The 24,191-nt window shown below is 71.8% G+C and carries 24 protein-coding genes; 14 read left to right on the forward strand and 10 right to left on the reverse strand.

Annotated features, from left to right (window positions below; all coding sequences use genetic code 11):
• Positions 1-32 precede the first annotated feature (32 nt).
• Complete coding sequence (gene truA / locus FR742_RS42420) at positions 33-896, forward strand: tRNA pseudouridine(38-40) synthase TruA (protein ID WP_187281614.1); 864 nt, start codon at positions 33-35, stop codon at positions 894-896.
• Here truA and FR742_RS42425 read toward each other — a convergent pair whose 3' ends face one another.
• Positions 897-1,754, reverse strand: coding sequence for a hypothetical protein (locus FR742_RS42425; RefSeq protein WP_148036800.1), 858 nt, complete (start codon positions 1,752-1,754; stop codon positions 897-899).
• A 1,777-nt stretch (positions 1,755-3,531) separates the two neighbouring features.
• Between FR742_RS42425 and FR742_RS42430 the strand changes: the two genes are divergently transcribed.
• Positions 3,532-3,780, forward strand: a complete 249-nt coding sequence (locus FR742_RS42430) for a hypothetical protein (protein WP_148036801.1) — start codon at positions 3,532-3,534, stop codon at positions 3,778-3,780.
• A gap of 467 nt (positions 3,781-4,247) precedes the next feature.
• Here FR742_RS42430 and FR742_RS42435 read toward each other — a convergent pair whose 3' ends face one another.
• Positions 4,248-5,702, reverse strand: coding sequence for a hypothetical protein (locus FR742_RS42435; RefSeq protein WP_148036802.1), 1,455 nt, complete (start codon positions 5,700-5,702; stop codon positions 4,248-4,250).
• Between the two features lie 24 nt (positions 5,703-5,726).
• Positions 5,727-6,416 carry a CAP domain-containing protein gene (locus FR742_RS42440; protein WP_148036803.1) on the reverse strand — a complete coding sequence of 230 codons (690 nt, stop codon included), beginning with the start codon at positions 6,414-6,416 and terminating at the stop codon, positions 5,727-5,729.
• A 388-nt stretch (positions 6,417-6,804) separates the two neighbouring features.
• On the opposite strand from FR742_RS42440, the gene rplM reads away from it, so the two are divergent.
• The 3 genes from rplM to glmM all read left to right on the forward strand — a co-directional run bounded on the left by rplM (position 6,805) and on the right by glmM (position 9,243).
• Entirely contained in the window at positions 6,805-7,248 is a 444-nt protein-coding gene (gene rplM, locus FR742_RS42445; RefSeq protein ID WP_148036804.1) for a 50S ribosomal protein L13, read from the forward strand.
• Positions 7,249-7,367: 119 nt separating this feature from the next.
• The gene (rpsI, locus tag FR742_RS42450; RefSeq protein ID WP_148036805.1) at positions 7,368-7,889 is read left to right on the forward strand and encodes a 30S ribosomal protein S9; all 522 of its coding nucleotides are present in this window, start codon (positions 7,368-7,370) and stop codon (positions 7,887-7,889) included.
• A gap of 1 nt (position 7,890) precedes the next feature.
• Positions 7,891-9,243 (forward strand): phosphoglucosamine mutase, encoded by a 1,353-nt coding sequence (glmM, locus tag FR742_RS42455; protein WP_148036806.1) that lies wholly within the window; start codon positions 7,891-7,893, stop codon positions 9,241-9,243.
• A gap of 36 nt (positions 9,244-9,279) precedes the next feature.
• On the opposite strand, the gene FR742_RS42460 is transcribed toward glmM, so the two are convergent.
• The 7 genes from FR742_RS42460 to coaA all read right to left on the reverse strand — a co-directional run bounded on the left by FR742_RS42460 (position 9,280) and on the right by coaA (position 15,558).
• Complete coding sequence (locus FR742_RS42460; protein ID WP_148037292.1) at positions 9,280-9,747, reverse strand: hypothetical protein; 468 nt, start codon at positions 9,745-9,747, stop codon at positions 9,280-9,282.
• Between the two features lie 2 nt (positions 9,748-9,749).
• On the reverse strand, positions 9,750-11,105 hold the full coding sequence (locus FR742_RS42465) for an AAA family ATPase (protein WP_148036807.1): 1,356 nt from the start codon (positions 11,103-11,105) through the stop codon (positions 9,750-9,752).
• A 39-nt stretch (positions 11,106-11,144) separates the two neighbouring features.
• On the reverse strand, positions 11,145-11,861 hold the full coding sequence (locus tag FR742_RS42470) for an ABC transporter permease (protein ID WP_148036808.1): 717 nt from the start codon (positions 11,859-11,861) through the stop codon (positions 11,145-11,147).
• A gap of 1 nt (position 11,862) precedes the next feature.
• Positions 11,863-12,777: an ABC transporter ATP-binding protein gene (locus FR742_RS42475; RefSeq protein ID WP_148036809.1), complete on the reverse strand. Its 915-nt coding sequence runs from the start codon at positions 12,775-12,777 to the stop codon at positions 11,863-11,865.
• Positions 12,774-13,631, reverse strand: a complete 858-nt coding sequence (locus FR742_RS42480) for an ABC transporter permease (protein ID WP_148036810.1) — start codon at positions 13,629-13,631, stop codon at positions 12,774-12,776. The genes FR742_RS42475 and FR742_RS42480 overlap by 4 nt, the downstream gene beginning before the upstream one ends.
• Positions 13,624-14,532: an ABC transporter ATP-binding protein gene (locus FR742_RS42485; RefSeq protein ID WP_148036811.1), complete on the reverse strand. Its 909-nt coding sequence runs from the start codon at positions 14,530-14,532 to the stop codon at positions 13,624-13,626. Before FR742_RS42485 ends, FR742_RS42480 begins: the two co-directional genes overlap by 8 nt.
• A 108-nt stretch (positions 14,533-14,640) precedes the next feature.
• Positions 14,641-15,558 (reverse strand): type I pantothenate kinase, encoded by a 918-nt coding sequence (coaA, locus tag FR742_RS42490; protein WP_148036812.1) that lies wholly within the window; start codon positions 15,556-15,558, stop codon positions 14,641-14,643.
• A gap of 172 nt (positions 15,559-15,730) precedes the next feature.
• Between coaA and FR742_RS42495 the strand changes: the two genes are divergently transcribed.
• The 9 genes from FR742_RS42495 (at position 15,731) to FR742_RS42540 (ending at position 24,154) form a co-directional block, all read left to right on the forward strand.
• Positions 15,731-17,143: an alkaline phosphatase PhoX gene (locus FR742_RS42495; RefSeq protein ID WP_148036813.1), complete on the forward strand. Its 1,413-nt coding sequence runs from the start codon at positions 15,731-15,733 to the stop codon at positions 17,141-17,143.
• A 40-nt stretch (positions 17,144-17,183) separates the two neighbouring features.
• Complete coding sequence (locus FR742_RS42500; RefSeq protein ID WP_148036814.1) at positions 17,184-17,534, forward strand: holo-ACP synthase; 351 nt, start codon at positions 17,184-17,186, stop codon at positions 17,532-17,534.
• A 10-nt stretch (positions 17,535-17,544) separates the two neighbouring features.
• A complete protein-coding gene (locus tag FR742_RS42505; protein ID WP_148036815.1) occupies positions 17,545-19,032 on the forward strand; it encodes an NAD(P)H-hydrate dehydratase in 1,488 nt (495 codons plus the stop codon).
• A gap of 100 nt (positions 19,033-19,132) precedes the next feature.
• Positions 19,133-20,263, forward strand: a complete 1,131-nt coding sequence (gene alr, locus FR742_RS42510; RefSeq protein WP_148037293.1) for an alanine racemase — start codon at positions 19,133-19,135, stop codon at positions 20,261-20,263.
• Entirely contained in the window at positions 20,260-21,348 is a 1,089-nt protein-coding gene (locus FR742_RS42515) for an alpha/beta fold hydrolase (protein ID WP_148036816.1), read from the forward strand. The genes alr and FR742_RS42515 overlap by 4 nt, the downstream gene beginning before the upstream one ends.
• Entirely contained in the window at positions 21,345-21,803 is a 459-nt protein-coding gene (tsaE, locus tag FR742_RS42520; RefSeq protein ID WP_148036817.1) for a tRNA (adenosine(37)-N6)-threonylcarbamoyltransferase complex ATPase subunit type 1 TsaE, read from the forward strand. The genes FR742_RS42515 and tsaE overlap by 4 nt, the downstream gene beginning before the upstream one ends.
• A gap of 206 nt (positions 21,804-22,009) precedes the next feature.
• The gene (locus tag FR742_RS42530) at positions 22,010-22,657 is read left to right on the forward strand and encodes a hypothetical protein (protein WP_187281615.1); all 648 of its coding nucleotides are present in this window, start codon (positions 22,010-22,012) and stop codon (positions 22,655-22,657) included.
• A gap of 2 nt (positions 22,658-22,659) precedes the next feature.
• Complete coding sequence (locus FR742_RS42535; protein ID WP_187281616.1) at positions 22,660-23,193, forward strand: class F sortase; 534 nt, start codon at positions 22,660-22,662, stop codon at positions 23,191-23,193.
• Positions 23,194-23,224: 31 nt separating this feature from the next.
• Complete coding sequence (locus tag FR742_RS42540; RefSeq protein WP_148036820.1) at positions 23,225-24,154, forward strand: phosphotransferase; 930 nt, start codon at positions 23,225-23,227, stop codon at positions 24,152-24,154.
• Positions 24,155-24,191 lie beyond the last annotated feature (37 nt).

A 24,191-nucleotide genomic window follows, 5' to 3' on the forward strand; every position in this document is an offset into this window, starting at 1 on the left:
GGGTCCGGGCCCTTTTTCGTCCGCGTGTCTGCATGGAGGTGATCGTGGTACGGCTGCGGCTGGATCTCGGGTACGACGGGAGCGGCTTCTCGGGGTGGGCCCGTCAGCCCGCGCTGCGCACCGTACAGGGAGAGATCGAGCAGGCGCTCGGCCGGATCCTCCGGATCGCGGAGCCGGTGCTGACCGTCGCGGGGCGCACCGACGCGGGCGTGCACGCGCGCGGGCAGGTGGCGCACGTCGACGTGCCCGGCGAGGTGCTGGTGCGGCTTGACGGGAACCGGCCGCACGCGCTGGGGACGGACGAGAGGCTCTCTGTGCTCGTACGGAGGCTTGGCGGGGTTCTCCCTACAGATGTTCGTGTTTTTCGTGTCTCGGTGGCTCCTGAGGGCTTTGACGCCCGGTTCTCCGCTCTGTCCCGGCGGTACGCGTACCGGGTGAGCGACGCCGCGGGCGGCTGCGACCCGCTGCGGCGGCACGAGGTGCTGTGGCACAACCGGCCGCTCGACCTGGACGCGCTGAACGCCGCCGCCGCCCGGTTGCTCGGCGAGCACGACTTCGCGGCGTTCTGCAAGAAGCGCGAGGGCGCCACCACGATCAGGGAGCTGCAGCGGCTGGACTGGGCGCGCGAGCCCGGCGGGGTGCTGGTCGCGACCGTGGTGGCCGACGCGTTCTGCCACTCGATGGTACGGGCCCTCGTCGGCTCGCTCCTGGCCGCGGGCGACGGCCGGCGGCCGGTCGAGTGGCCCGGGCAGGTGCTCGCGGCGGGCGTACGCGACACGGGGGTGCATGTGGCGCCCGCGCACGGGCTCTGCCTGGAGGAGGTGCGCTACCCGGCCGACGCGGAGCTGGCGGACCGGGCCAGCGCCACCAGACGGGTGCGCACCCTGGAAGTCTGATCAGTTGTCGGTGACGCGGCGCTCCAGCACCTTGGCGGTCTCGTCGCGGAACTCGCTGCTCACCTTGACCAGGGTCTTCTCCTTGTCGCCCGGGGTGTGGCCGTCGGCGTGGGTGGCGTAGCTGAAGACGATGTAGCGGCCCCACACCAGCCCGGCCGCGTAACCGCCGGCGATGTGCACCCGGTCGCCACCGGACCCCTCAGGGCCGGCGAGGCCGCGGAACCACAGGTTACGGCTCAGGTTCTTGGCCTGGTCGACCTCCAGCGCGGCGTCCTTGCTGGGCAGGACGGCGATGCCGGTGGTCACCGCGTACCGGCGCTTGCGGTCGACGTACGTGGCGCGCAGCACGCGGCTGCACTGCTGCTCCTTGAGCGCCTCGGCGAACGGACCCGACGCGGCGTCCTCGCAGTCGTCGGCCACGGTCGACTTGACCCGGGTGAAGGCGGCGCCCGCCGCGTCCACCTTCTTGTCCGGGAACGCCTCCTTGAGCGACAGCGTCTTCGGGTCGGTGATCTCCGAGTTGAGCATGGAGGTCCCGGACGGCTCGGCGGAAGGGGTGACGGACGGGGCGGAGGTGGGGCTCGCCGTGGGGGCGCTCGCGGCCGTGTTCGCCGGCGCCGCCGTGTTGGCGGACCGTACGGCGAAGAAGCCGCCCGTGGCGACCCCGGCGAGCACCAGCACGCCGAGCGTGGCGAACAGCGCCCGCTTGCTCTTCGGGGGCTCCTGGACCTGGATGGCCGCGAACGGCGGCTGCCTGAAGGGGCCACCGGACGGGGCCAGCTCCCCTTGGCGGGGCAGCCGTCCCGGGGGGTCCGCTTGGCTGGGGACCAGTGCGGCGGGGTCTCCGTGGCCGGGCATCCGTCTGCCGGGGTCTCCCTGCTGGGGTACCCGTCCGGCGGGGTCTGCTTGCTGGGGTACCCGTCCGGCGGGGTCTGCCGGGCTGGGGGAGCGCCTGGTCAGGGGCGTGATGGGACCGCCGCGTGGTGGGCTCTGGGGTGGGACGAGGCCGCTCTGGGACGGGCCCTGGGTGTCGTGCGGTCCGCCGCGTGCCGGGCCTTGGGCGGAGCCGGTCGTGTACGGCGCGTTGCCTTGGGTCGGCTGGGGATTGCCGAAACCTCCCGGAGGTGGGACCGGCACTCCCTGGATCACGCTGCCCGGAGGGTGCGGCCCGGCGTCAGGTGGTGTGACACCTTCGGGTGTGTTCTGAGGGCCGGCTCCGGCTTGTGCCTCGGGGTCACTGCCTGGAGAGGTCGGTGGTTCCTCGCCCTGGGGGAGCCCGTCCTTGACCGGCTCCGCGGTCACCGGGCGCTCTTCGCGCCCTCCGGACGACGGGGTAACCGGGTGCTCCTGGCGTTCCCCGGGCGACGGGGTAACCGGGCGTTCCTCGCGCACCTCAGAGGACGCGGTCACTGGGCGTTCCTCACGCTCCGCGGAGGACGCGGGCCGACGGCCCCAGACCTCCGGGGCGAACGGCAGGTCGAGCTGGTCGCGCTCCGGCTCCTCGCGCTGCGGAGCGGGCGGCCACACGGGCACATCACTCGGTTCGGCCCGGCGGCCGGCATGCTCCCTGGGAGCGCCGGGCGGGCCACCCGTGCCATGAGCCCCGGCCGCGCCGGCAGGGGCGCCCTCGGCCCGAGGGCCACCTGCGGTGTGCGGAGTGTTGGTGCCGTGAGAGGCGCTTTCGGCCCGGAGGCCTCCGGCGGTGTGCTGGTTGTCCGCGAGGTGAGGAGTGCCTTCGGCCTGAGGGCCACCTGCGGTGTGCGGAGTGTTGGTGCCGTGCGGAGTGCTCACGGCACGGGAGGCTCCGGTGGTGTGCGGATCGCCGCTGGCAGGGCTCGTGGGGTGGGTGCCGCTCGGGTTCTGGCTGGGGATTCCCGGGGGCCCGCTCTGGCTGGGGGGTCCCGGGGGGTGAGGGTTGCCGGTGATCGGAGGGCCTGCCGTCTCTGGGGCGGGGTTGGTGGTGCCTTGCTGGGCGGCGGGGGAGAGTTTGGGGTCGAACAGGGGTGCCGGCGGTCCCTTCGGGCCGGGTGACGGCACCGGCATGCCGGCGCCGAGTCCCGGCCCGCCCTTCCTGGCGAACGGGGGCACCTGGCCGGGGCGGGTGGGGCCCTCGACGTCGTCCGGCTGTTCGCCGTACGTGGGGCGGGTCGGCTCCACGCCGTACGGAGGTCTCGGATCGTCTGTGGAGGACCCGTACGGAGACTGGCCTTCGCGTGCGGGAGGCGGAGGCGCATCGTGGTCGGCGGGCGTCGGCGCGCTGAGCGGGACGGGGCGCGGAGCCATGGTGTTCGGGTCGAAGTAGTGCGACGGACCTGATGCCACAGGCTCGGGACCCCAGCCTTCGGCGAGGTCCGGCGACTCGGATCCGGCCGGTGGAGGCGTGGTCCGGTCTTCCGCGGAGGGTTGGGCGGGCCAGTGTCGCCACATGGGGTCGGAGTGCGTGGGGGGTGGTGTGGCCGGGAAGGCTCTGAGGCCTTCCGACGGGGGCTGGGCGGGCCAGTCTTGCCATGTGGGCTCGGACGACGGCGGGGTCGCTGATGCGGGCTCGGCGGGCCAGGACTCTGATGGCAGCGGGGGCTCGGACGGTCCCTCGGGTCGCGGGGGGTCGCCGTGCTCGCTGCGCTGGGGAGCGTGGGTGTCGTCGTCGGGCTCCAGCTCGCCGGTGGCGGCGGGCCACGGCGGCATGGCGGGGGAGCCGGTGACCGGGGCCGGCCACACCTGCATGCCGGCCGCCGCGGCGGTGAACGCCGGGGGAGGCTCCCAGCGGGGGGCGCCGGGGACGGCGGGCTCACCCCACGAGCTCTTCGGCGGCTGGGGCCAGGGGACGCCCGGCGGGGTGAAGGGCACGCCCGCCGGCTCGTCGTCCTCGGCGTACCAGTCGTAGGCCGCGCCGTCCGCGTCCTGCACCTCCCAGGGCTGCGCGCCGGGGTAGACCGGGACAGGCTGCTCGCCGCTCGCGGGCTCTCGTACGTCCGAAGGACGCGCGGGGCGCGACGCGGCGGGATCGGGCCCGGACTCCTGGACGGAGAGCCAGTCCTCGGCGGGGGCGGCGCCTGCGGGTTGCCAGGCGTCGTCGCGGGGTGGCTCGCCTTCGACCGTGAGCCAGGCTTGTCCTGAGGGGTCGTCCGGGTATGCCGGTGGGCCCCCTTGCTCTTTGGGGGGCTGGCGACCGAAGCTCGGCGGGGGCGTCGGAGGTGCGCTGCCCGCTTCCCTGCGCTCGTGCTCTGACCCGGGTCCCTGGCCACGCATAAGGCGAGCGTAGCGAGTGTCTCTAGATCGTTCCCCCGGTATGAGTGTTCCCGCGCTGATCGATCGTCACTTCTGCGGGATTTTCGCGTACGAAGTGAGAATTCAGGCCGCGCGAGCGCCCGTCAGCGCACGAACGTCGAGGGCCTTGAAGACCGTCGCCTTGGTGATGTCCTCGGCCGCCTGGAAGAGTCGCTTGGATGCCGTCTTGTCGGGATCGGACCCGTCCTTGTTCTGGAACCAGACCAGGACGGCGTAGTGGCCGTGCGTCCACACCTTGGCGCCGCCGCTGCCCGAGCCGAGGAACTTGGTCACCTCGTCCTTGCCCGCGAGGGGTTTGACGTAGTTGGACTTGTCGCCGGCCTTGGCGACCCTGGCGGCGTTCTTGGTCGTGCTGAGGTTGGCGACGCCGACCGTGCCGATGGTCTCGCCCTTCTTGTCACGGAAGCTGGCTCGCATCATCTGTGTGCACTTGCCGGACTTGAGGGCCTTCTTGAGCTTGTCGCCGAGCACGCCGTCGTCGCACTTCTTGTCCTTGCTGGTGATCGTCATCTCGTAGGCGCGGCCCGAGGCGGTGATCTTCTTGGACTTGAAGAGCTCCTTCACGGTGAGCGGCTCCGGGTCCGTGCTGCGGCTGCCCGCGTAGCCGAACTCGCCCGGGGGCGCCGACGGGAGCGGGGCGGAGGTGCGGCGCTCCGAGCTGGACACGGCGGCGGGGTCGTCGGCGTTGAACATCACCGCCAGGCCGCCGCCGAGCAGGGCCAGCACGCCGACGCCGGCGAGCGAGGCCCAGAGCGGGCCGCGGGAGCGGGGGCCCTCGTCGTAGGGGCTCCAGGTCTGCCGGGGGGTGGCGGTCTTCTCGGCGGATTTGTCGGGCTTCTCCGCCTGCTCTGCCTTGTCCGTCTTATCGGGCTTGCCGGACTTGGCCCTGCCGCGCCTGCCGCGGCCGCTCTCCTTGGCGGCCGGGTCGTCGCCGGGCGTGTCACCGGGAGGGCCGGACGGCGTCTGCGCGTTCGCGGCGGGCTGCGGGGCGCCGGGCGGGGGCTTCCTGTTGCTCGGCGTGAACGCGTCGGACGCTCCTGGGCCGCCGGGCGCTCCTGGGCCGGCGGCGAAGGGGTCGGACGGGTTCTGCGGGTCGGTGGAGAAGGGGTCCGCCGCCGCTTGCGGGCCGGTGCGCGGGCCCTGAGGGAACGCGCCGGGCCCCTGCGGGCCGGTGGCGCGCGGGTCGGGCGCGCCCAGCGGGCCGGTCGGCGGGCCGGAGAAGGAGCCTGCCGCGCCCAGCGGCCCGGTGGGCGGGCCGGAGAAGGAGCCCGCCGCGCCCAGCGGGCCCGTGGCGGGGCCGGAGGCGAACGGGTCGGACGAGCCCGGCCGGCCTGGCGCGCCCTGCTGGCGAGGGGTGAAAGCGTCGCCGGCCTGGGAGAACGGCCCCGATGGCGGTTGCCCGTCGGCACTCGGCTGGGCGGGTGTGAAGAAGCCGGAGTCGGTCTGGGGCTGGCGGTCTCTACGAGAACGACGCGGGGTGCCGTCCGTGCCGGTTTGCGGTTCCTCGGGAAAACCCATGCGGAGACATTACCGTGAAGGTGGTCACGAACGTCCGAAATCCTGCGTCCACCACGGCCCGCCGGGGCCGGACACGACGCCGACGCCGATGGCGTTGAAGTCGCAGTTGAGCATGTTGCGCCGGTGGTCGCGGCTGGCGAGCCAGCCCTGGACGGCCTCCTTGGCGGAGGCGTAGCCGCGGCCGATGTTCTCGGCGGTGCCGTTGACGTACCCGACCCGTTCCATCCGGTCCCAGGGTGAGGCGCCGTCGGGTGATTCGTGGGTGAACTGCCCCGAGCGGGCCATTTCCATGGAGTGGGTGCGGGCCGCCCGGGTGAGCCTGGCGTCGGTCCTGAGCGGGCGGCAGCCGTTCCTCGCCCTGGCGGCGTTGGTGAGCCGGACGACGTCGGCGGCCATGCCCGGCATGCTCCTGATCGACTGGCCGTCGTCGTCGCCGAGCACCGAGACCGGGTCCTGGTCGGTGAAGCCGGCTATCTCCCCGGTGGGGCTCTTGGTGGGCCGGACGTCCGTCTTGCCGCGCGGCGTCGTGGTCACAACCTGCCGGGGGATCCGCTCGGCGTGCGGCTGGGCCTTCTGCGGCGTGGTCTTCGGGGCGGCCTGGGCCGTCGTGGGCGGCGTGGTCTCGTTCAGGAAGATGTGGTCGTCGGGCATCGAGTCGCCGGACACCCGGCCGAGCAGCACACCCGTGAGCAGGGCCGTCGCGAGCAGGCCCACGGCACCCAGGTGGTTTCGGCGCCGGATGGGCCGCTGGGTGTGCCGGGTGTGAGAACTCTGCCACATACCGCCACCAACGATAGAGATGTCGGGTCCTGGTAAAGAAGGGAATGCCGGGAACCGAAATCTATTCGTTCTGTGGTCAGGTAGAATCGCGACAGGTTATCGGTCTTTTGACTGCCCTCTCGGGGGCGGGTAACCTCTCGTTCGTTGTGTGCATAGGTCCGCGAGACCGATGCGCGGCGCGTCCGGCGTCATCTCCTATCACAGCCCTCTCGGGGCCGGGAGACGGAAGGTCCGGGCCGTCGTGTGCCCGCACCGACCGACCCCATAGCGCTGCCGTGTCCGGCGGCGCGCCGAAGACGCGAGCATAAAGAAGGCTACGACCGTGCGCACGTACTCACCGAAGCCCGCCGACGTCCAGCGTCAGTGGTACGTCATCGACGCGACCGATGTCGTCCTGGGCAGGCTGGCCAGCCACGTCGCGATCCTGCTCCGCGGCAAGCACAAGCCGATCTTCGCGAACCACGTCGACACCGGTGACTTCGTCATCGTCATCAACGCCGACAAGATCGCGCTGAGTGGCAACAAGCTTGAGCAGAAGAAGGCCTACCGCCACTCGGGTTACCCGGGCGGTCTGCGTTCCGTCAGCTACGGCGAGCTCATGGAGAAGCGGCCCGACAAGGCCGTCGAGAAGGCCGTCAAGGGCATGCTGCCGAAGAACTCCCTGGGCCGGAAGATGATCAAGAAGCTGAAGGTCTACGCGGGTCCCGAGCACCCGCACCAGGCCCAGCAGCCGGTGCCGTTCGAGATCACCCAGATCGCCCAGTAGACCTGCGGGGGGATGTCCCCCCGCATGCCCCTCAAGGGGCAGTGAACCGAGTTTGATTTTCGTGGGGAAACCCCACGCCTTGCCCCCGATGGGGCAAGCGAAAGATTCAGAGGAGAACCGTGGCTGAGCCCACCGGTGTCGAGACGGCTGTCGAGGCCGAGCAGGAGGACTTCTCCACCGAGGAGTTCCCGTCCGAGTACACCACCGAATCCGCCGCCAGCGCCGACGCTCCCGTGCGCAAGCCCGTCACCACGGGCAACTCGTACGGCACCGGCCGCCGCAAGGAGGCGATCGCCCGCGTGCGCATCGTCCCCGGCACCGGCAAGTGGACGATCAACGGTCGTTCGCTGGACACCTACTTCCCCAACAAGGTCCACCAGCAGATCGTCAACGAGCCCTTCGTGGTGCTCGGCGCCGAAGAGGCGTTCGACGTCATCGCGCGCATCGACGGCGGTGGCGTGACCGGCCAGGCCGGCGCGCTGCGCATGGGCCTGTCCCGCGCGCTCGCGCTCCTGGACGTGGAAGTCAACCGCCCGCCGCTGAAGAAGGCCGGCTTCCTCACCCGTGACGCCCGCGCCACGGAGCGGAAGAAGTACGGCCTCAAGAAGGCCCGTAAGGCTCCGCAGTACAGCAAGCGCTGACTTGGCGCGGCTGTTCGGCACCGACGGGGTGCGTGGTGTCGCCGGGCGCGACCTCACGGCCGAGCTCGCCATGGACCTTTCGGTCGCGGCGGCTCATGTCCTCGGCGATGCAGGCGTGTTCGCCACCGGCTCCAGCCGCAGGAGGCCGGTGGCGGTCGTAGGCCGGGACCCGCGAGCCTCGGGGGAGTTCCTCGAGGCCGCCGTGGTCGCCGGCCTCGCGTCGTCCGGAGTGGACGTGCTGCGCCTCGGCGTGCTGCCCACCCCGGCCGTCGCCCATCTCACGGCCGCGCTCGGCGCCGACCTCGGCGTCATGCTCTCGGCCTCGCACAACGCGGCGCCCGACAACGGGATCAAGTTCCTGGCCAGGGGCGGCTTCAAGCTCTCCGACGCGGTCGAGGACGAGATCGAGCGGCGGCTCGGCGAGGAGTGGAGCTTCCCCGTCGGCTCGTCCGTGGGGCGGGTGCGCGACGCGTACGGCGAGGCCGATCGTTACATCAGCCACGCGCTCGACACCGTCAGCGCCCGGCTCGACGGGCTCCACGTCGTGGTCGACTGCGCCCACGGCGCGGCCCACATGGTGGCGCCCGAGGCGCTGCTGCGCGCCGGCGCGCGGGTGGAGGCCATCGGCGCCCGGCCCGACGGCCTCAACATCAACGACGGCTACGGCTCCACCCATCTCGACAAGCTGACGCAGGTCGTGGTCTCGCGCGGCGCCGACGTCGGCATCGCCTACGACGGCGACGCCGACCGCTGCCTGGCGGTCGACCACACCGGCGCGGTCGTCGACGGCGACCAGATCATGGCCATCCTGGCCGTGGACATGCACGAGCAGGGCTCGCTGGCCAAGGACACCGTGGTCGCGACCGTCATGTCCAACCTGGGCTTCAAGCTGGCCATGCGCGAGGCGGGCATCACCGTGATCGAGACCGCGGTGGGCGACCGTTACGTGCTGGAGCGGATGAAGGCCGAAGGCTACAACCTGGGCGGCGAGCAGTCGGGCCACGTCATCATGCTCGACCACGCCACCACGGGCGACGGCCTGCTCACCTCGCTCCACCTGCTGTCGGTGGTGGCCAGGTCCGGCCGGTCGCTGCGCGAGCTGGCGTCGGTGATGACCGCGCTGCCGCAGATCCTGATCAACGTCAAGGGCGTCGACCGGGGCAAGGCCGCCGCGCCGGAGCTCAAGTCGGCCGTGACCGAGGCCGAGGTCGAGCTGGGCGAGACGGGCCGGGTGCTGATCCGGCCCAGCGGGACCGAGCCGATGATCCGCGTCATGGTGGAGGCCTCCTCGGAGGAGGAAGCCTCCAAGGTCGCGGAGCGCCTCGCCGACGTGGTCCGCACCGTCTGCGCCTGAACGGGCCTCCGGGTACGGGATCGCCGTGCCCGGAGGTCAGGCGTGAGACCTCAGCTGGTCGTCGAGAGTCCAGATGCCTGCCTCGACCCCGCTCACCCGTCTCTGATAGAGCTCGCGCTCGGCGAGGATGCACAGATCACCCAACCCGAGCTTGCTCATGACGTGATCGGTCAGCGGGACTCCGGTTCCTGCCCCGTCGATGAGCGCTCGCAGGAACTCCGGCCCCCACTCCACGGAGTGAAGCACCCACGGCGCCTTGCCCTCGATGACCAGCCGCAGGAGCTGGGAGAGCTTGTCGGCATACTGGCGGCGCAGTCGGCCGTCGGCCAGCTGGGCGATGTGATTACCGGTCTCGATCACCGCTGTCACGGGGAGGATCAGCCTGCAGCGGCTGCGTTTGTCCGCAAGCTGGCCGGAGACCATCTCGCGGTCCTGGTTCTTCCCGGGGATGTCGAGAAGGTTGCAGAGGATTGAGGTGTCGACGAACTCGACCCGGCGGCTCATGGTCACCCAAGCCCCATCAGGCGGTCGAACTCGGTGTGGTCGTCGTTCTCGGGAGGACTCTGCTCCAGCAGCCCCGAGGTGATGACGGCTCCGAGGTCGCCTTGTGCCATCAGGCTCGGGTAACCAGCAAGATCCGGCAGCTTGGTGAGCCGGGAGAGACCTGTCTCGCGATCCCGGGTGCTGACCACCACGTTCCGGTGATCCTCTCGCGAAAGGGCCGACAGCAGCGCGGGGCTGTGTGTGGTGAACACCGTTTGGGCGGTGCGTTCCTCAGTAGCGCTCTTCACCAGCTTGAGGAGCTGCGAGGCCTGCGACGGATGCAGGCCGTTCTCCAGTTCCTCGATGACCAGCAAGGGGATCGCCGCTCCGTCCGTGGGCTCACGCCGGTTGAGGTCGAGGTCTCTGCCCTGGCGGAGCAGCGTCGTGGCGATGGCGATGAACCGCAGCAGACCGTCGCTCATCTCGCGGGCCGGCGTCGTGGCACCGTCTTCTCGCAGCGCGAGCATCAGGTCATCGAGCTCGGAGCGGATGAGCTCGATGCCGGATATCTTGTGGTCGACGAGAGCTTGGGCGTGCCGCAGCAGCCGCTCGTAGGCCGCGGGGTCGACGTGCTTGAGGTGCCCGACGACCGCGGAGATGTTCTCCGCGGTCCTGCGCAGGCGGATGTCCCGGCTGGGAACGTACTGGCGCATCAGATGCGGGACCGGGTCCAGATGGAAGACGCCGCGCAGAGTGTCCAGGACGTCCTGCGCCGCTGCGGCCACATGACGCTCCGCATCAGTCGTCAGGTCCAGTCTGAGAGGCAGTTGCGCGGTCAGCAGCCGGGACGAGCGGAAGGTGGCCTTCGGATCGCGGCCCGGCCGCCCGTTGTAGTAGCGCGCTTCGATGCTTCCGCTTCCTTCGGAAGAGCTCACGCCATGCAGCAGCGTATGGAACGCACGCCCGGCCAGATCGTTGGTCCGCCGGAGCTTGCCGGAGAATCCTCGAAGCGATTCGCTGATGATCCCGGGCTCGGGGCGCACGCGGATCTCGACATCGAAAATGATCCCGACGTACGCGCCGTGTTCGACGCGATCAAAGTTGATCACCTGACAACCCAGCCGGAACGTGTCCTCTCCATGGGGAGGGCAGCCCGTGATGCCCCCCCGCAACGGGCCTTCGTCCCCCCGCCTGCTGTCGAGGGAGTCGACGATGTCGCCACCCTCTGCGAGCCGCGAGAGCACCTCCAGCCCGTCGAGAGCGTTGGATTTTCCGCTGCTGTTACGGCCGATGAGCAACGTCATGTCACCCAGCGGGAGGCGAGCGTCGCGAAAGGTCTTGAAGCTCGTCAGACTCAGCTGGGCCAGGCGTGCGGGCATGGCACAACGTTACACGCGGGTCGATCAATCGCCTGGTCGCTATTCGTCGCCCGTCAGGGAGAAGACCCGCAGGCGGCGGCCGGCCCAGAAGACGGCGGCGACGGTGACGACGACCAGGGCGGGGACGGCGAAGGCCAGGGTGACCTCCGCCTCGAAGAACGGCGAGGTGACGACCTGGTCGGCGACCGTCTGGCCCCACTGCTGGATGGAGAAGCGCTTGGCCCCCGGCACCAGGCTGCCGACCAGCGACTCCCAGACGAGGGCGTAGATGATGCCGATCGTGACCGCGTGGCGGGTGACGACGCCGAGCAGCAGGAAGACGGCCGCGTAGGCGATGCCGGCGACGAGGGTGCCGAGGGCGAAGCCGGCGGCGATGCCGTCTTCGTTGCCCACGAGGATCCAGGCCGCAAGGTAGGTGGGCACGGCCGCGAACACGGCCACCAGTGAGGCCGCCACCGCGAACTTGGTCCACGCGACGAGTGGCCGGGAGATCGGCTTGGACATCAGGTGGATGATGGTGCCGTCGTCGATCTCGGGGGCGATCACTCCTGTGCCGGCGATGAGACCGAGCAGCGGCAGGAGGGTGCCGATGGCGAAGTTCTGCATCAGCAGCACGGCCGTGCGCTGGTCGCCGCCGCCGAAGAAGCTGAACATGAGGGCCAGGGCGATCAGCGCCAGGGGCAGCAGGAGCAGCAGGACGACCCTGCGCCTGCCCAGCAGCGCCCGGTAGGTGATGCCTGCCACGACGGTGTTCATGTCAGCTGCTCCTGTTGATCAGGTAGGAGAAGACGCTCTCCAGGTCCTCGTCGGCGGGTGACACCTCGTGCAGGCGCACGCCCTGGTCGCGGGCCACGCGGGGGAGCAGCCTGGCGAACCGGCGGAACTCGGTGGCCTGCACCTCCAGGCCGTCGAGGCTGAGCGTGACCCCTCCGGCGGAGTCGTCGCGGATGAGGGCGGCGGCGAGCTTGCGGTCGTCGCTGGAGCGGATCCTGAACAGGTGGGGCCGGTCGGTCATGAGCCGGCGGATGTCGCGGAAGTTGCCCGAGGCGGCGTGGCGGCCCGAGACCAGCACCTCGATGTGCTGGGCGACCCGCTCGACCTCCTCCAGGATGTGGGAGCTGAACAGGATGGTCTTGCCGGCGGTGCCCATCGACCGGATGAGGTCCATCAGGTGGAGCCGCTGGCGTGGGTCCATGCCGTTGAAGGGCTCGTCGAGCAGCAGCACGCCGGGGTCGTGGACGAGCGCGGCGGCGACCTTGACCCGCTGGCGCATGCCCTTGGAGTAGGTCTCGACCCGGCGGTCCTTCGGCTCCTCCATCTCGACCGTGGCCAGGGCCTTGCGGGCGGCCTCCTCCGGGTTGGGCAGGCCGTGGAGCCTGGCCGCCGAGAGCACGAACTGCCAGCCGGTCAGGAAGCCGTAGACGCCCTCGCGCTCGGGCACCAGGCCGATGTCGCGGTAGACGTGGTGGTTCTTCCAGACGGCGGCGCCGTCGAGGGTGACGGTGCCGCCGGAGGGGGACAGGAACCCGGCCATCATGTGGAGGAGCGTCGACTTGCCGGCTCCGTTGGGCCCGAGCAGGCCGGTGACGCCGGGCCCGATCGTCATGGTGACGTCGTTGACCGCGACGACGTTGCCGTACCAGCGGGAGACCTGGGAGAGCTCGATCTTCACTGCGAGGCCGCCTTCCGGTAGCGCGCAGACAGGACCGCCACGGCGGCGGCGATGAGGGCCAGCACGATCAGGATCGGCGCCGGGCCCCCGGGGTAGGCGCCGTCGGGGACGTGGGCCGTGCTGCCGAACAGCCACACCTGCGCGGCGTCGACCAGCCAGAACGGGTTGATCAGCCAGCCCCAGGCGCCTTCCGACCGGTAACCGGACTCGTAGAGCGCGGCGTAGATCATCGGCGCCGCGCCGGTGGACAGCAGGTAGACGGTGATCACCGAGGCGACGCCGAGCCCGCGCCGGGGCGTCAGCGCGGCCAGCGCCAGCCCCACGGTGGACAGCAGCACGGCCAGCACCGCGGCCATGGTCACCGCGCCGAGGTATTCGCCGGTGGGCGGCGGGCCGGGCATGTCGACGAGCAGGTCGCCGACGAACATCACCGTCAGCGGGACGGCCACCAGCAGGAACAGCGCCACGGTCATGGCCGCGACCTTGGCTCCGACGTACTCGGTGATGGTGACCGGGCGGGAGAGGTAGAGCGGCAGGACGCGGTGGCGCAGGTCGGGGGCGACCACGGTGGGCGCCTGGGAGGCCAGGAAGATGGCCACCACGGCCTGCATGACCACGGCGTAGCCGCTGTAGTCGCCGACCCGCTGCTGGATCATCGCCATCGTCGCGATCGACACCACGACGGGGAACATCATGATGGCGGCCAGCGAGAACGGCATGATCTTGGATCTGGCGGGCCGGCCGAGGCCGAAGACGCCGCGCAGGCTGTGGACGCCCAGCGCCAGCACGGTGTGGTGGCGGCCCAGCCGGGGGCCGTCGTAGTGGCGGTAGCCGATGTCGTAGATCTCAGACATGGGCGGCCTCCCCCCTGAAGACGTCCTCGATGCGGTTGCGTCCCTGCTCCAGGCGGATGAGGCACAGGTCGAGGTCGGCGGTGGCGTCGCGGACGGCGTCGTAGGTCTCGGGGCCGCGCACCTTGACGAGGAGCATGCGGCCGTGCGGGGTGACGGTCTGGCCCAGCTCGGCCAGCCGCCCGGCCAGCGCGTCGGCGCCCTCCTCGACCTCGACCGTGATGGTCTCGGTGGCCTGGGTGAACTCGGTGATGGCGGACGAGCGCAGCAGCCGGCCGGCGTCGATCACGATGACGTGGTCGCAGACCCGCTCCAGCTCGCCGAGCAGGTGGGAGGTGACGAGCACGCTGATGCCGAACTCGGTGCCGATGCGCCGGATCAGGGTCAGCATCTCGTCGCGGCCCCGGGGGTCGAGCCCGTTGGTCGGCTCGTCGAGGAAGATCAGCTTGGGGTCGTGGACGATCGCCTGGGCGAGCTTGACCCGCTGCTTCATGCCGGTGGAGTAGCCGCCGATCGGGCGGTAGCGCTCTTCGGCGAGGCCGACGTGGCGCAGCACGTCGGCGGCGCGCTCGCGGGCGGCGGTGCGCGGCAGCCCCGACATCCGCGCGAGGTGGACGACCAGCTCGGTCGCGGACACGTCGGGCGGCAGGCACTCGTGCTCCGGCATGTAGCCGACCAGCCTGCGGATCTCGGCGCTCTGGGTGAAGGCGTCGAGGCCGAGCACGGCGGCCCGGCCCTCGGACACCGGCAGCAGGCCGAGCAGGATCTTGATGAGCGTCGATTTGCCCGCGCCGTTCGCCCCGACGAGGCCGGTGACGCCGGGACCGACGGTGACCGTGAGCCGGTCGAGCGCCGTGACGGTGGGGAAGCGTTTGGTCAGCCCCTCGATGGCGAGGATGTGCATGCCCCGGACCCTACCGGCCGGGGATGCCGCGAATCGTCGTCCCAAGGGATGAATGGGTGTCATCCCTGAGTCCGGCATCGGGGCCCCGGCCAGGGTCCTCCTCAGGGATCAGGTCCTGCGCAGCACCACCCGCCGGACGGAGTGGTCGCGGCCCTTGTGCATGACCAGGTCGGCGCGGCCGCGGGTGGGGGCGATGTTGTCGATCAGGTTGCGTTCGTTGATGTCGCGCCAGACGTTGACGGCGAACTTCGTCGCCTCGTCGTACGGCATGTCCGCGATGTACTTGAAGTAGGACTTGGGGTCTTCGAAGGCGGTGCGGCGGAGCTTGTGGAAGCGGTCGACGTACCACGTGCGGACGTGTTCCACCTTGGCGTCGACGTAGATGGAGAAGTCGAAGTAGTCGTTGACGGCGAGGGAGGTGGGCGGGGCGGGCTGGAGGACGTTGAGCCCTTCCATGATGAGGATGTCTGGATTTTTCACGACCTGGGAGGCGCCCGGGACGATGTCGTACTCCAGATGGCTGTAGACCGGCGCGTGCACCTCGGCCGCCCCCGCCTTCACCTCAGCCACGAACCGCACCAGCGCCCGCCGGTCGTAGCTCTCGGGGAAGCCCTTGCGATGCATGATGCCCTTGGACTCCAGCACCGCGTTCGGATAGAGGAAGCTGTCCGTCGTCACCAACTCCACGTGCGGATGCTCCGGCCACCTCGCCAGCAGCGTGTGGAGCAGCCGCGCCGTCGTCGACTTGCCGACCGCGACGCTGCCCGCGATGCCCAGGACGTACGGCACGCGCCGCTCGTGATGCCCGAGGAAGGCGCTCAGCACGCTGCTGCGCTGCTTGGATCCGGTGAAATGGAGGTTGAGCAGCCGGGTCAGCGGCAGATAGATGTCGGTCACTTCGGTGAGGTCGATGGGATCGTCAACGCCGCGCAGCTCTTCCAGCTCGTCCGCGGTGAGAGTCAAGGGCGTGTTCTTGCGGAGGTCGCTCCACTGCTCCCTGCTCAGTTCAACGTAACCGTTGTTCACCTTGGCAGCGTAACGACGCGGTCCAGCTTGCCCATCAGCCGGGGTATCCACAGGCTGTGGATGAAAACGGGGGATTACCGATAACCAGTTCGGGGAAGGATGCAGGATTCGCCGGAATGGTGGGGATACCTGGGGTTATCGTGCGGGTAGTCGTCGCCGTCTCGGAGGTCGTGTGGACCGTCGCAGCTTCCTGGCCAGGGCGGCCGTGCTGGCGGCCGGGCCGTTCGCGGGGGTCGCGTGCGCGGGCGCGCGCGGCGGCGCCGTGCCCGTCACGGGCGACGGGCCGCGCGGAGGGTACGGGCGGCTGAGACCGGTGCGCGACCTGGCCGACGGCGAGGTCCGGCTGCACCTGCCCGAGGGCTTCCGCTACCGCTCGTTCGGCGCGGCCGGTGAACGGTTACCCGGCGGCGGCGTGGTGCCGGGCAGCCACGACGGCATGGCCGCGTTCCGCGGCCCGCGCGACACCGCGATCCTCGTCCGCAACCACGAGGTCGGCGGCCCCGTCAGCGCGTTCGGCGACCCTGACCTCGCCTACGACAGGATGGCCGGCGGCGGCACCTTCACCCTGCGGGTCACCCGCGAAGGCGAGGTGCTCAAGAGCCGCCCGTCGCTCAGCGGCACACTGCGGAACTGCTCCGGCGGCCCCATGCCGTGGGGCGCCTGGATCAGCTGCGAGGAGACCGTGGACGGCCCCGACGTGGCCGGCGCCGGCAACGACCGGCTGACCAGGAAGCACGGCTACGTCTTCGAGGTCCCCCTGAAGGGCGCCGCCAGCGGCCGGCCGATCAGGGCCGCGGGACGGTTCGCGCACGAGTCCGCCGCCTTCGACCCCGCCACCGGCACCCTCTATCTCACCGAGGACAACTACCACCATCCCTCGGGTTTCTACCGGTACGTCGCTCCGGAGCACCCGATGCGGGCCGGGAGGCTGCTCGACGGCGGCAGGCTGCAGATGCTCGCGGTCAAGGGCGAGCCGCGCGCCGACCTGTCCGTGGGACACCGCACCGGCGGCACGTTCGCCACCACCTGGGTGGACATCGAGGAGCCCGACCCCGCACTGCCCGCCGGGACGTCCAGGGCCCAGGCCGGGAAGGCCGTCGGCGGGCAGGGCAGGGCCGCGGGCGCGGCGGTCTTCGCCAGGCTCGAAGGCGCCGTCCACCACCGGGGCACCATCTACTTCGTCTCCACTCAGGGCGGCGACGCGGCCCCGGACGACGACCCGCCCGACGGCTTCGGCGACGGGCGCGGCCAGGTCTGGGCGTACGAGACGTGGAGCGGCACGCTCAGGCTCGTCTACCAGTCGCCCCGCGCCGCCGCCCTCGACCTGCCCGACAACGTGACGGTCAGCGGCCGCGGCACGCTCGTGCTCTGCGAGGACGGCGACGGCGACAACTACCTGCGCGGGCTCACCAGGAACGGGGAGATCTTCGACTTCTGCCGCCTGGAGCCCATCCCGGGCGATCCCGGCGCCGAGTTCGCCGGCACCACGTTCGGGCCCGGCGGGCACACCCTGTACGTGAACGTCCAGGCCGAGCGGGGCCGCACGATCGCCATCTGGGGTCCCTGGGCACGAGGCGCCTTCTGACGTCCCCGTCGAGCGGATCTTCTGGGGGTAACCTGGGGCGATGATCCTCGGCATCGGGGTCGACGTGGTCGACATCGCACGCTTCCGCGACGCTCTGGAGCGCACACCCGCGCTGCGCGAGAGGCTGTTCACCGAGGTCGAGCGGGATCTCGCGATCCAGTCGCTGGCCGCCAGGTTCGCCGCCAAGGAGGCCGTGGCCAAGGCGCTCGGCGCGCCGCGCGGGCTGAGCCACCTGGAGGCCGAGGTGCGCCGCGACCGCAGCGGCAGGCCCGAGCTGTGCGTCACCGGCGAGGCCGCCGAGGTCGCCCGCCGGCTGGGGGTCCAGCGCTGGCACGTCTCGCTGAGCCACGACGGCGGCGTCGCGATGGCTTACGTGATCGCCGAAGGATAGTTTGGTCAGGGTGTTCACCGCCTACACCGCCGACCAGATCAGGACCGCCGAGCGCGCGCTGATGGCCACCCTGCCGCAGGGCACGCTCATGCTGCGCGCCGCGACCGGGCTGGCCGCCGTCTGCGCCGCCATGCTTCCCCGCGTGTACGGGAGCCGCGTCGTGCTGCTCGTGGGCAGCGGCGACAACGGCGGCGACGCCCTCCACGCCGGGGCGGCCCTCGCCAGGCGCGGCGCGGGGGTGACGGCGGTGCTCGCCGGCTCCCGCGTCCACGAGGCGGGCCTGACCGCGCTCCTGGCCGCGGGCGGGGTGTCCCGGAAGCCCGGTGGCGGGGACGACGTCCGCCGTGCCGTCGAGGGCGCAGACCTGATCGTCGACGGGCTGGTCGGGATCGGGGCGTCGGGGGCGTTGCGCGAGCCGTACGCCGGGCTGGCGGAGACGGCCGGTCACACCGCCGCGCCGGTCGTCGCCGTGGACGTGCCCAGCGGCGTCGACGCCTCCACCGGCAGGGTCGAGGGGGGCGCGGTCCGGGCGGCGGTGACGGTGACGATGGGGGCGCTCAAGACCGGCCTGCTGGTCGACCCGGGCGCCGCCCACGCGGGCCGGGTGGAGCTGATCGACATCGGGCTCGGCCCGTACCTGCCAGGTCCTGACGTCACCGCGCTCACCCGCGCGTCCGTACGGGCCACGCTGCCGCGACCGGCGGCCGCCTCCGACAAGTACCGCAGGGGAGTGGTCGGCGTCGTCGCGGGCAGCGACCAGTACACCGGCGCCGCGGTGCTCGCCGTCGGCGGCGCGCTGCACGCAGGGGCGGGCATGGTCCGCTACGCCGGGCCCTGCCGGCCAGTCGGACAGGTGCGGGCCCGCTGGCCCGAGGCGGTCGTGACCGAGCTGGACGAGCCGTCGATCGACGACGTGGGCCGGGTGCAGGCGTGGGTGCTCGGGCCCGGGCTCGGCACCGGCCGATGGGCCCGCGAGCTGGTCCTCCGGGTGCTCGCCACCGACGTGCCCGTGCTGGTGGACGCCGACGGCCTGAACGTCGTGGCCCACGACGTCTCGCTGCTCCGCCGTACCGCGCCGGTCCTGATCACCCCGCACGCGGGCGAGCTGACGCGGCTGACCGGGGCGGCGCGCGGTGACATCGAGGCGGCGCCGCTCGCGCACGCGCGGGCGGCGGCGGCCGAGCTGGGCGTCACCGTGCTGCTCAAGGGGTCCACCACGGTCGTCGCCGAGGAGGGCGAGCCGGCCCGGGTCAACGGCACGGGCACGCCGTGGCTGGCCACCGGCGGCACCGGCGACGTGCTGTCCGGCATCGCGGGATCGCTGCTCGCCCAGGGGCTCGGCGCGCGGGACGCCGGCTCGTGCGCCGCCTACCTGCACGGCCTCGCCGGGAGGATCGCCGCCGACGGAGCGCCGCTCACAGCCGCCGCGGTGGCCGAGGCGCTCCCCGCCGCCATCCGGTCGCTGGACGAAGAAAGCGCGCGGAGCCTGGTGCCGTGAGCGGCGAGACCGTGGGCCCTGCCGTCATCGGGGTTCTGAGCGGCGGAAATCGCGCTCGACCACGTTCAGGAGCTGCCAAACTAGAAGGATGAGCTCCCCGATGGCGACGCCCGCGGAGGCGCGGGTAGACCTGACCGCGATCAGGCACAATGTGGCGCTGCTGCGCGAGCGGGCGTCCGGCGCCGAGCTGATGACCGCCGTCAAGGCCGACGCCTACGGGCACGGGCTGGTGCCCGCCTCCGAGGCCATGTTGGAGGCCGGCGCGGGCCGGCTCGGCACCGCGTTCGTCCAGGAGGCGCTCGACCTGCGCGCCGCGGGCGTCACCGCGCCGATCCTGGCCTGGCTCATCACGCCCGGCGAGCCGATAGGCGAGGCGATCGGGGCCGACGTCGAGGTGTCGGCCTCAGACGAGCGGCTGCTCGGCGAGATCGCCGCCGCCGCCCGCTCCACCGGCGTCACCGCCCGCGTCCACCTGGAGGCCGACACCGGCATGAGCAGGGGCGGCGCGCCGCTGGCCGCCTGGCCCGGCCTGCTGCGCAGGGCGCTGGAGCTGCAGGCGGAAGGCGCCGTCGAGGTCGTCGGCATCTGGTCACACTTCGCCTGCGCCGACATCCCCGGCCATCCAGCCATCGAGTCCCAGACCGACGCCTTCGAGACCGCGCTCAAACTGGCCGAGCAGGCGGGCGTGGCCGGCTCCCACGTGATCAGGCACCTCGCCAACTCGGCCGCCGTGATGACCCTGCCCAGGACGCACTTCGACATGGTGCGCGCCGGCATCGCCGTCTACGGTCTGAGCCCCGTCCCCGAGCTGGGCGACTTCGGGCTGCGCCAGGCCATGACGCTCGTCGCGCGCCTCGCCATGGTCAAACGCGTGGCGGAGGGCTCGGGGGTGTCCTACGGGCACCTCTACGTGACCGGCCGCGAGACCACGCTCGGCCTGGTCCCGCTCGGCTACGCCGACGGGATCCTGCGTCACGCGACCGACCGCGCGGAGGTGCTGGCCGGCGGCAGGCGAAGGCGGGTGGCCGGGCGCGTGTGCATGGACCAGTTCATGATCGATGTGGGTGACGACCCGTTGCGGGCAGGCGACGAGGTCGTCCTGTTCGGACCGGGAGACCAGGGCGAGCCGACCGCTCAGGAGTGGGCGGATACCCTCGGCACGATCACGCATGAGATCGTGACGAGGATCGGGGCGCGCGTGCCGAGGGTCTACGAGGGACAGAGGACATGACGACGACAACACGCCGCAGGTTCGGGATCGCCGGCGCGCTCGTCGGCGCGGCGTCCGCGGGCATCGCGGCCGCGGCCATGGCCAAGCGCTACGCGGTCGGCCGCATCCGCCTCCGCCCCGACCTGGAGGCCAGCGAGCCCTTCGGCGAGCTGGGCGGCAGCTCCCACACGCTCATCACCTCCGACGGCGTGGCCCTGCACGTCGAGGTCGACGGGCCGGAGGAGCGAAGGCCCCCGGAGGAAGGCGACGACGACGGACACGACGCGCCGCTGACCGTCGTGCTGTGCCATGGCTACTGTCTCAGTCTCGAATCGTGGCACTACCAGCGCAGGGACCTGCGCGAGCACCACCGCGTCGTGGTGTGGGACCAGCGCTCGCACGGCCGCTCCCAGCGCGCCGTCTCCGGCGACACCTCGATCGACCGGCTCGGCGACGACCTGGCCGAGGTGCTCGACCAGTTCGTGCCGGGGCCGTGCGTGCTCGTCGGCCACTCCATGGGCGGCATGACGATCATGGCGCTCGCCGACCGCCACCCCGAGCTGTTCGGCGACCGGGTGCGCGGCGTCGCCCTCATCGCCACCTCCGCGGGCAAGCTGGCCGAGCTGACGCTCGGGCTGCCCGCGCTGGTGTCCAAGGCCGTCCACAAGGTCGCCCCGACCACGGTGTCGATGCTCGGCCGCCGGGGCTCGCTCGTCGACCGCACCCGCCACGCGGGCAGCGACATCGCCTTCCTGCTGACCCGCTACATGGCCTTCGGCGACTCCAAGAACGTCAGCCCCACCCTCGTCGACTTCGCCGAGTCCATGATCAGGGCGACCCCGACCGAGGTGGTCGCCGACTTCTATCCCGCGCTGATGAACCACGACAAGCTGTCCGCGCTGCACGTGCTCGACCCGGTGCCGACCGCGATCATGGTCGGTGACCAGGACTGGCTGACTCCCCCCGACCACAGCCGCGCCATGGCCGAGGCGCTGCCCAAGGCCCAGTTCATCGAGGTGCCCGACACCTCGCACCTGATCCAGCTCGAACGTCCCGGCGCCGTCACCGACGCGCTCCGCGACCTGATCAAGAGGGTGGGCGTGTGAGGCTGCGCACCGCCGAGGAGACGCGCGCGTACGGCACGCGCCTGGCGTCCCTGCTGCGCCCCGGCGACCTGCTGGTCCTGTCGGGCCCGCTCGGCGCCGGCAAGACCACGCTCGTGCAGGGCATCGCCGAAGGGCTCAAGGTCCGCGGGCCGATCACCTCGCCCACGTTCGTCATCGCCCGGGTGCACCCGTCGCTGTGCGGCGGCCCCGCGCTGGTCCACGCCGACGCCTACCGGCTCGGCGGCGACCTGGAGGTGGACGACCTCGACCTCGACGCCTCGCTGGAGGAGTCGGTGACGGTCGTCGAGTGGGGCGAGGGCCTGGTCGAAGGGCTCGCCGAAGACCGCCTGGAGATCCACATCGACCGCGAGTCGGGCGACGACGCCCGCACCGTGACCCTGCGAGGTGTCGGCCCGCGCTGGGCCGACACGCCGACTGACGCCGCACAAGAGTAAAACCCGCACCAACTCCGGGTCATGCTGACACCCTTGACGTACCTTCGCCATGACGAGAAACATGATCATTGGTAAGGGTTGGCCCAGAAAATCTGGGTATCAGGAGGGCGGTATCCACGAAACCGGTGGATGCTAGGAAAAGAGCGGCGGAGTGGGGTGCGGCGGTGCTCAGGGTCAGGCGAGTCGCTTATGCGGGGGCCATCCTCATGATCGGCCTCATGGGCTGCGCGGCGGAGGCGCAGACACCGGCGGAGAGCTCCACGCCGACCGGCAGCCCGACAGGCACGGGCCAGCCGACCGCCACCACCACCGCAACCACGACGGCCACCACGACGGCCACGGCGACCGCCACTCCGGCGGTCTCCTCCATCTCGGTCCAGCTCAACCCCGACCGCGTCACGGCGGGCGAGAGCTCCACCGTGTGGATCCTGGCCAACTGCCCGGCGCCGCAGGGCGGGCCCGCCCACACCGGCACCGCCACGTCCAGGGCGTTCGTCAGCGGGGTCACGCTCAACCCGACCACCTCGGGCGGCACGCCCAGCCCGACCGGCAACGCCGGGGGCGACTGGGTGCGCGGTCAGGCGCAGATCTCCGGAACGGTCCGGCGCGGCTCGTACCGCGTGGACGTCAAGTGCGACGGCACCAACCACTCGGGCCGCGCCACCCTGCGCGTGGCCCGCGCGGAACCGCTGCCCAGTGACGTGCCCACCAGGGCGCCCAGGGCGGGCGGCGGCGGCACGTTCGGCAAGGAAGTCGACGAGGGCACGTCGATCCCGCTCGGCGGCGTCGGCGCGGCCATCGGGCTGGCGCTCGCCGTCGGCGTCGGCGTGGCGGTCAAGCGCCGCCGGTCCTAGTCATGGCGAGTTCCGGACGGGTGGTGCTCGCGGGCGCCGTCACGGGCCTGGTGCTGGTCGCCTTCGGTCAGAGCATGCAGCAGCCCGAGCAGGCCGCGGCCGCGGTCGTGCCCGAGACCATCGGCATCCCGTCGATCGACGTCGAGGCGCCGCTGATGAAGCTCGGCGTGAAGAACGGCGAGGTCGAGCTGCCGCCCTACGAGAAGCCCGAGATGGCGGGCTGGTACACCGGCAGCGTGGTGCCCGGCGAGAAGGGCGCCTCGGTGATCATCGGCCACGTCGACACCAAGACCGCGCCCGCCGTCTTCTACAAGCTCCGCCACCTGCGCAAGGGCTCGAAGGTACGGGTCGAGCGGAGCGACGGCAAGACCGTCACGTACAAGGTCGACGCCGTCGAGCAGGTGCACAAGGACGAGTTCCCGCTCAGGAAGGTGTACGTCGAGGACGGGCTCAAGCTCGTGACCTGCGGCGGAAGGTTCGACGCGGCCCAGGGCGAGTACGTCGACAACATCATCGTGTACGCGTCGCGCGCCTAAAACCGGTTGCCCCGCACCCGATCATGGATGCATGAGCACTCGGACGAACCCGCCGGCGACCGGCGTGCGCGTACCCTGGCAGGACGTCCACGCCGGCGTGCGCGCCGCCGTGGAGGAGTTCCTCGGCGGCCGGGTGGCCGAGGCGGTCACCCAGGACGGCGGCTTCTCCCCGGCCGCGGCGGTGCGGCTGCGCACCGACGGGGGCCGCCGGGCCTTCGTCAAGACCGTGAGCCCGGAGCAGAACCCCGACTCCGTCCGCATCTACCGGGCGGAGGCCGCGATCTCCGCCGCGCTGCCCGCCGCCGTGCCCGCTCCCCGGCTGCTCACCTCCTTCGAGCTCGACGGCTGGGTGACGCTGGTGTTCGAGGACATCGAGGGGCGCCATCCGGTGACGCCGTGGCGCCGCGACGAGCTGGACCTGGTGCTGGCCGCCGTGCGCCGGATGGGCGCCGAGCTGACGCCGTCGCCCATCGACGCGCCGCCCATCGCGGAACGGTTCGGTGACGCGTTCCGCGGCTGGCGCAGGCTGCTGGGCGAGGACACCGCCGGGCTCGACCCGTGGGTGCTGCGCCATCTCGCCGCGCTGGCCGAGCTGGAGTCCGGCTGGGCCGAGGGGGCCGCGGGCGACACGCTGCTCCACTCCGACCTGCGCGCCGACAACCTGCTGGTGGCCGGTGACCGGGTGTACGTCGTCGACTGGCCGTGGGCGTGCACGGGAGCCGCCTGGTTCGACCTCATGGCCATGCTGCCGTCGGTGGCCATGCAGGGAGGGCCGCCGCCGCAGGAGCTGCTGCCCGACCCGGACCCGGCCATCACCGCCGCGCTGGCCGGGCTGACCGGCTTCTTCCTGCGGCAGAGCCGCCAGCCGGCCCCGCCGGGGCTGCCCACCCTGCGCGCCTTCCAGCACGCGCAGGGCGTCGAGGCGCTGGAGTGGCTGCGCCACCGCACGGGCTGGGCCTGAGGAGCGCGTACGGGCGCGGTGGGGTGTGAGCCGCGGG

The sequence above is a fragment of the Nonomuraea sp. C10 genome (assembly GCF_008017515.1).
Lineage (GTDB): Bacteria > Actinomycetota > Actinomycetes > Streptosporangiales > Streptosporangiaceae > Nonomuraea > Nonomuraea ferruginea.

Coding starts and splice junctions, on each gene's coding strand:
- FR742_RS42500 (WP_148036814.1), top strand. CDS start 17,184: ATGATCCTCGGCATCGGGGTCGACGTGGTCGACATCGCACGCTTCCGC.
- FR742_RS42535 (WP_187281616.1), top strand. CDS start 22,660: ATGGCGAGTTCCGGACGGGTGGTGCTCGCGGGCGCCGTCACGGGCCTG.
- FR742_RS42540 (WP_148036820.1), top strand. CDS start 23,225: ATGAGCACTCGGACGAACCCGCCGGCGACCGGCGTGCGCGTACCCTGG.
- FR742_RS42485 (WP_148036811.1), bottom strand. CDS start 14,532: ATGCACATCCTCGCCATCGAGGGGCTGACCAAACGCTTCCCCACCGTC.
- FR742_RS42515 (WP_148036816.1), top strand. CDS start 20,260: ATGACGACGACAACACGCCGCAGGTTCGGGATCGCCGGCGCGCTCGTC.
- FR742_RS42465 (WP_148036807.1), bottom strand. CDS start 11,105: ATGCCCGCACGCCTGGCCCAGCTGAGTCTGACGAGCTTCAAGACCTTT.
- alr (WP_148037293.1), top strand. CDS start 19,133: ATGGCGACGCCCGCGGAGGCGCGGGTAGACCTGACCGCGATCAGGCAC.
- FR742_RS42425 (WP_148036800.1), bottom strand. CDS start 1,754: ATGCCCGGCCACGGAGACCCCGCCGCACTGGTCCCCAGCCAAGCGGAC.
- FR742_RS42480 (WP_148036810.1), bottom strand. CDS start 13,631: ATGTCTGAGATCTACGACATCGGCTACCGCCACTACGACGGCCCCCGG.
- FR742_RS42470 (WP_148036808.1), bottom strand. CDS start 11,861: ATGAACACCGTCGTGGCAGGCATCACCTACCGGGCGCTGCTGGGCAGG.
- FR742_RS42530 (WP_187281615.1), top strand. CDS start 22,010: ATGATCGGCCTCATGGGCTGCGCGGCGGAGGCGCAGACACCGGCGGAG.
- FR742_RS42435 (WP_148036802.1), bottom strand. CDS start 5,702: ATGGGTTTTCCCGAGGAACCGCAAACCGGCACGGACGGCACCCCGCGT.
- truA (WP_187281614.1), top strand. CDS start 33: ATGGAGGTGATCGTGGTACGGCTGCGGCTGGATCTCGGGTACGACGGG.
- FR742_RS42460 (WP_148037292.1), bottom strand. CDS start 9,747: ATGAGCCGCCGGGTCGAGTTCGTCGACACCTCAATCCTCTGCAACCTT.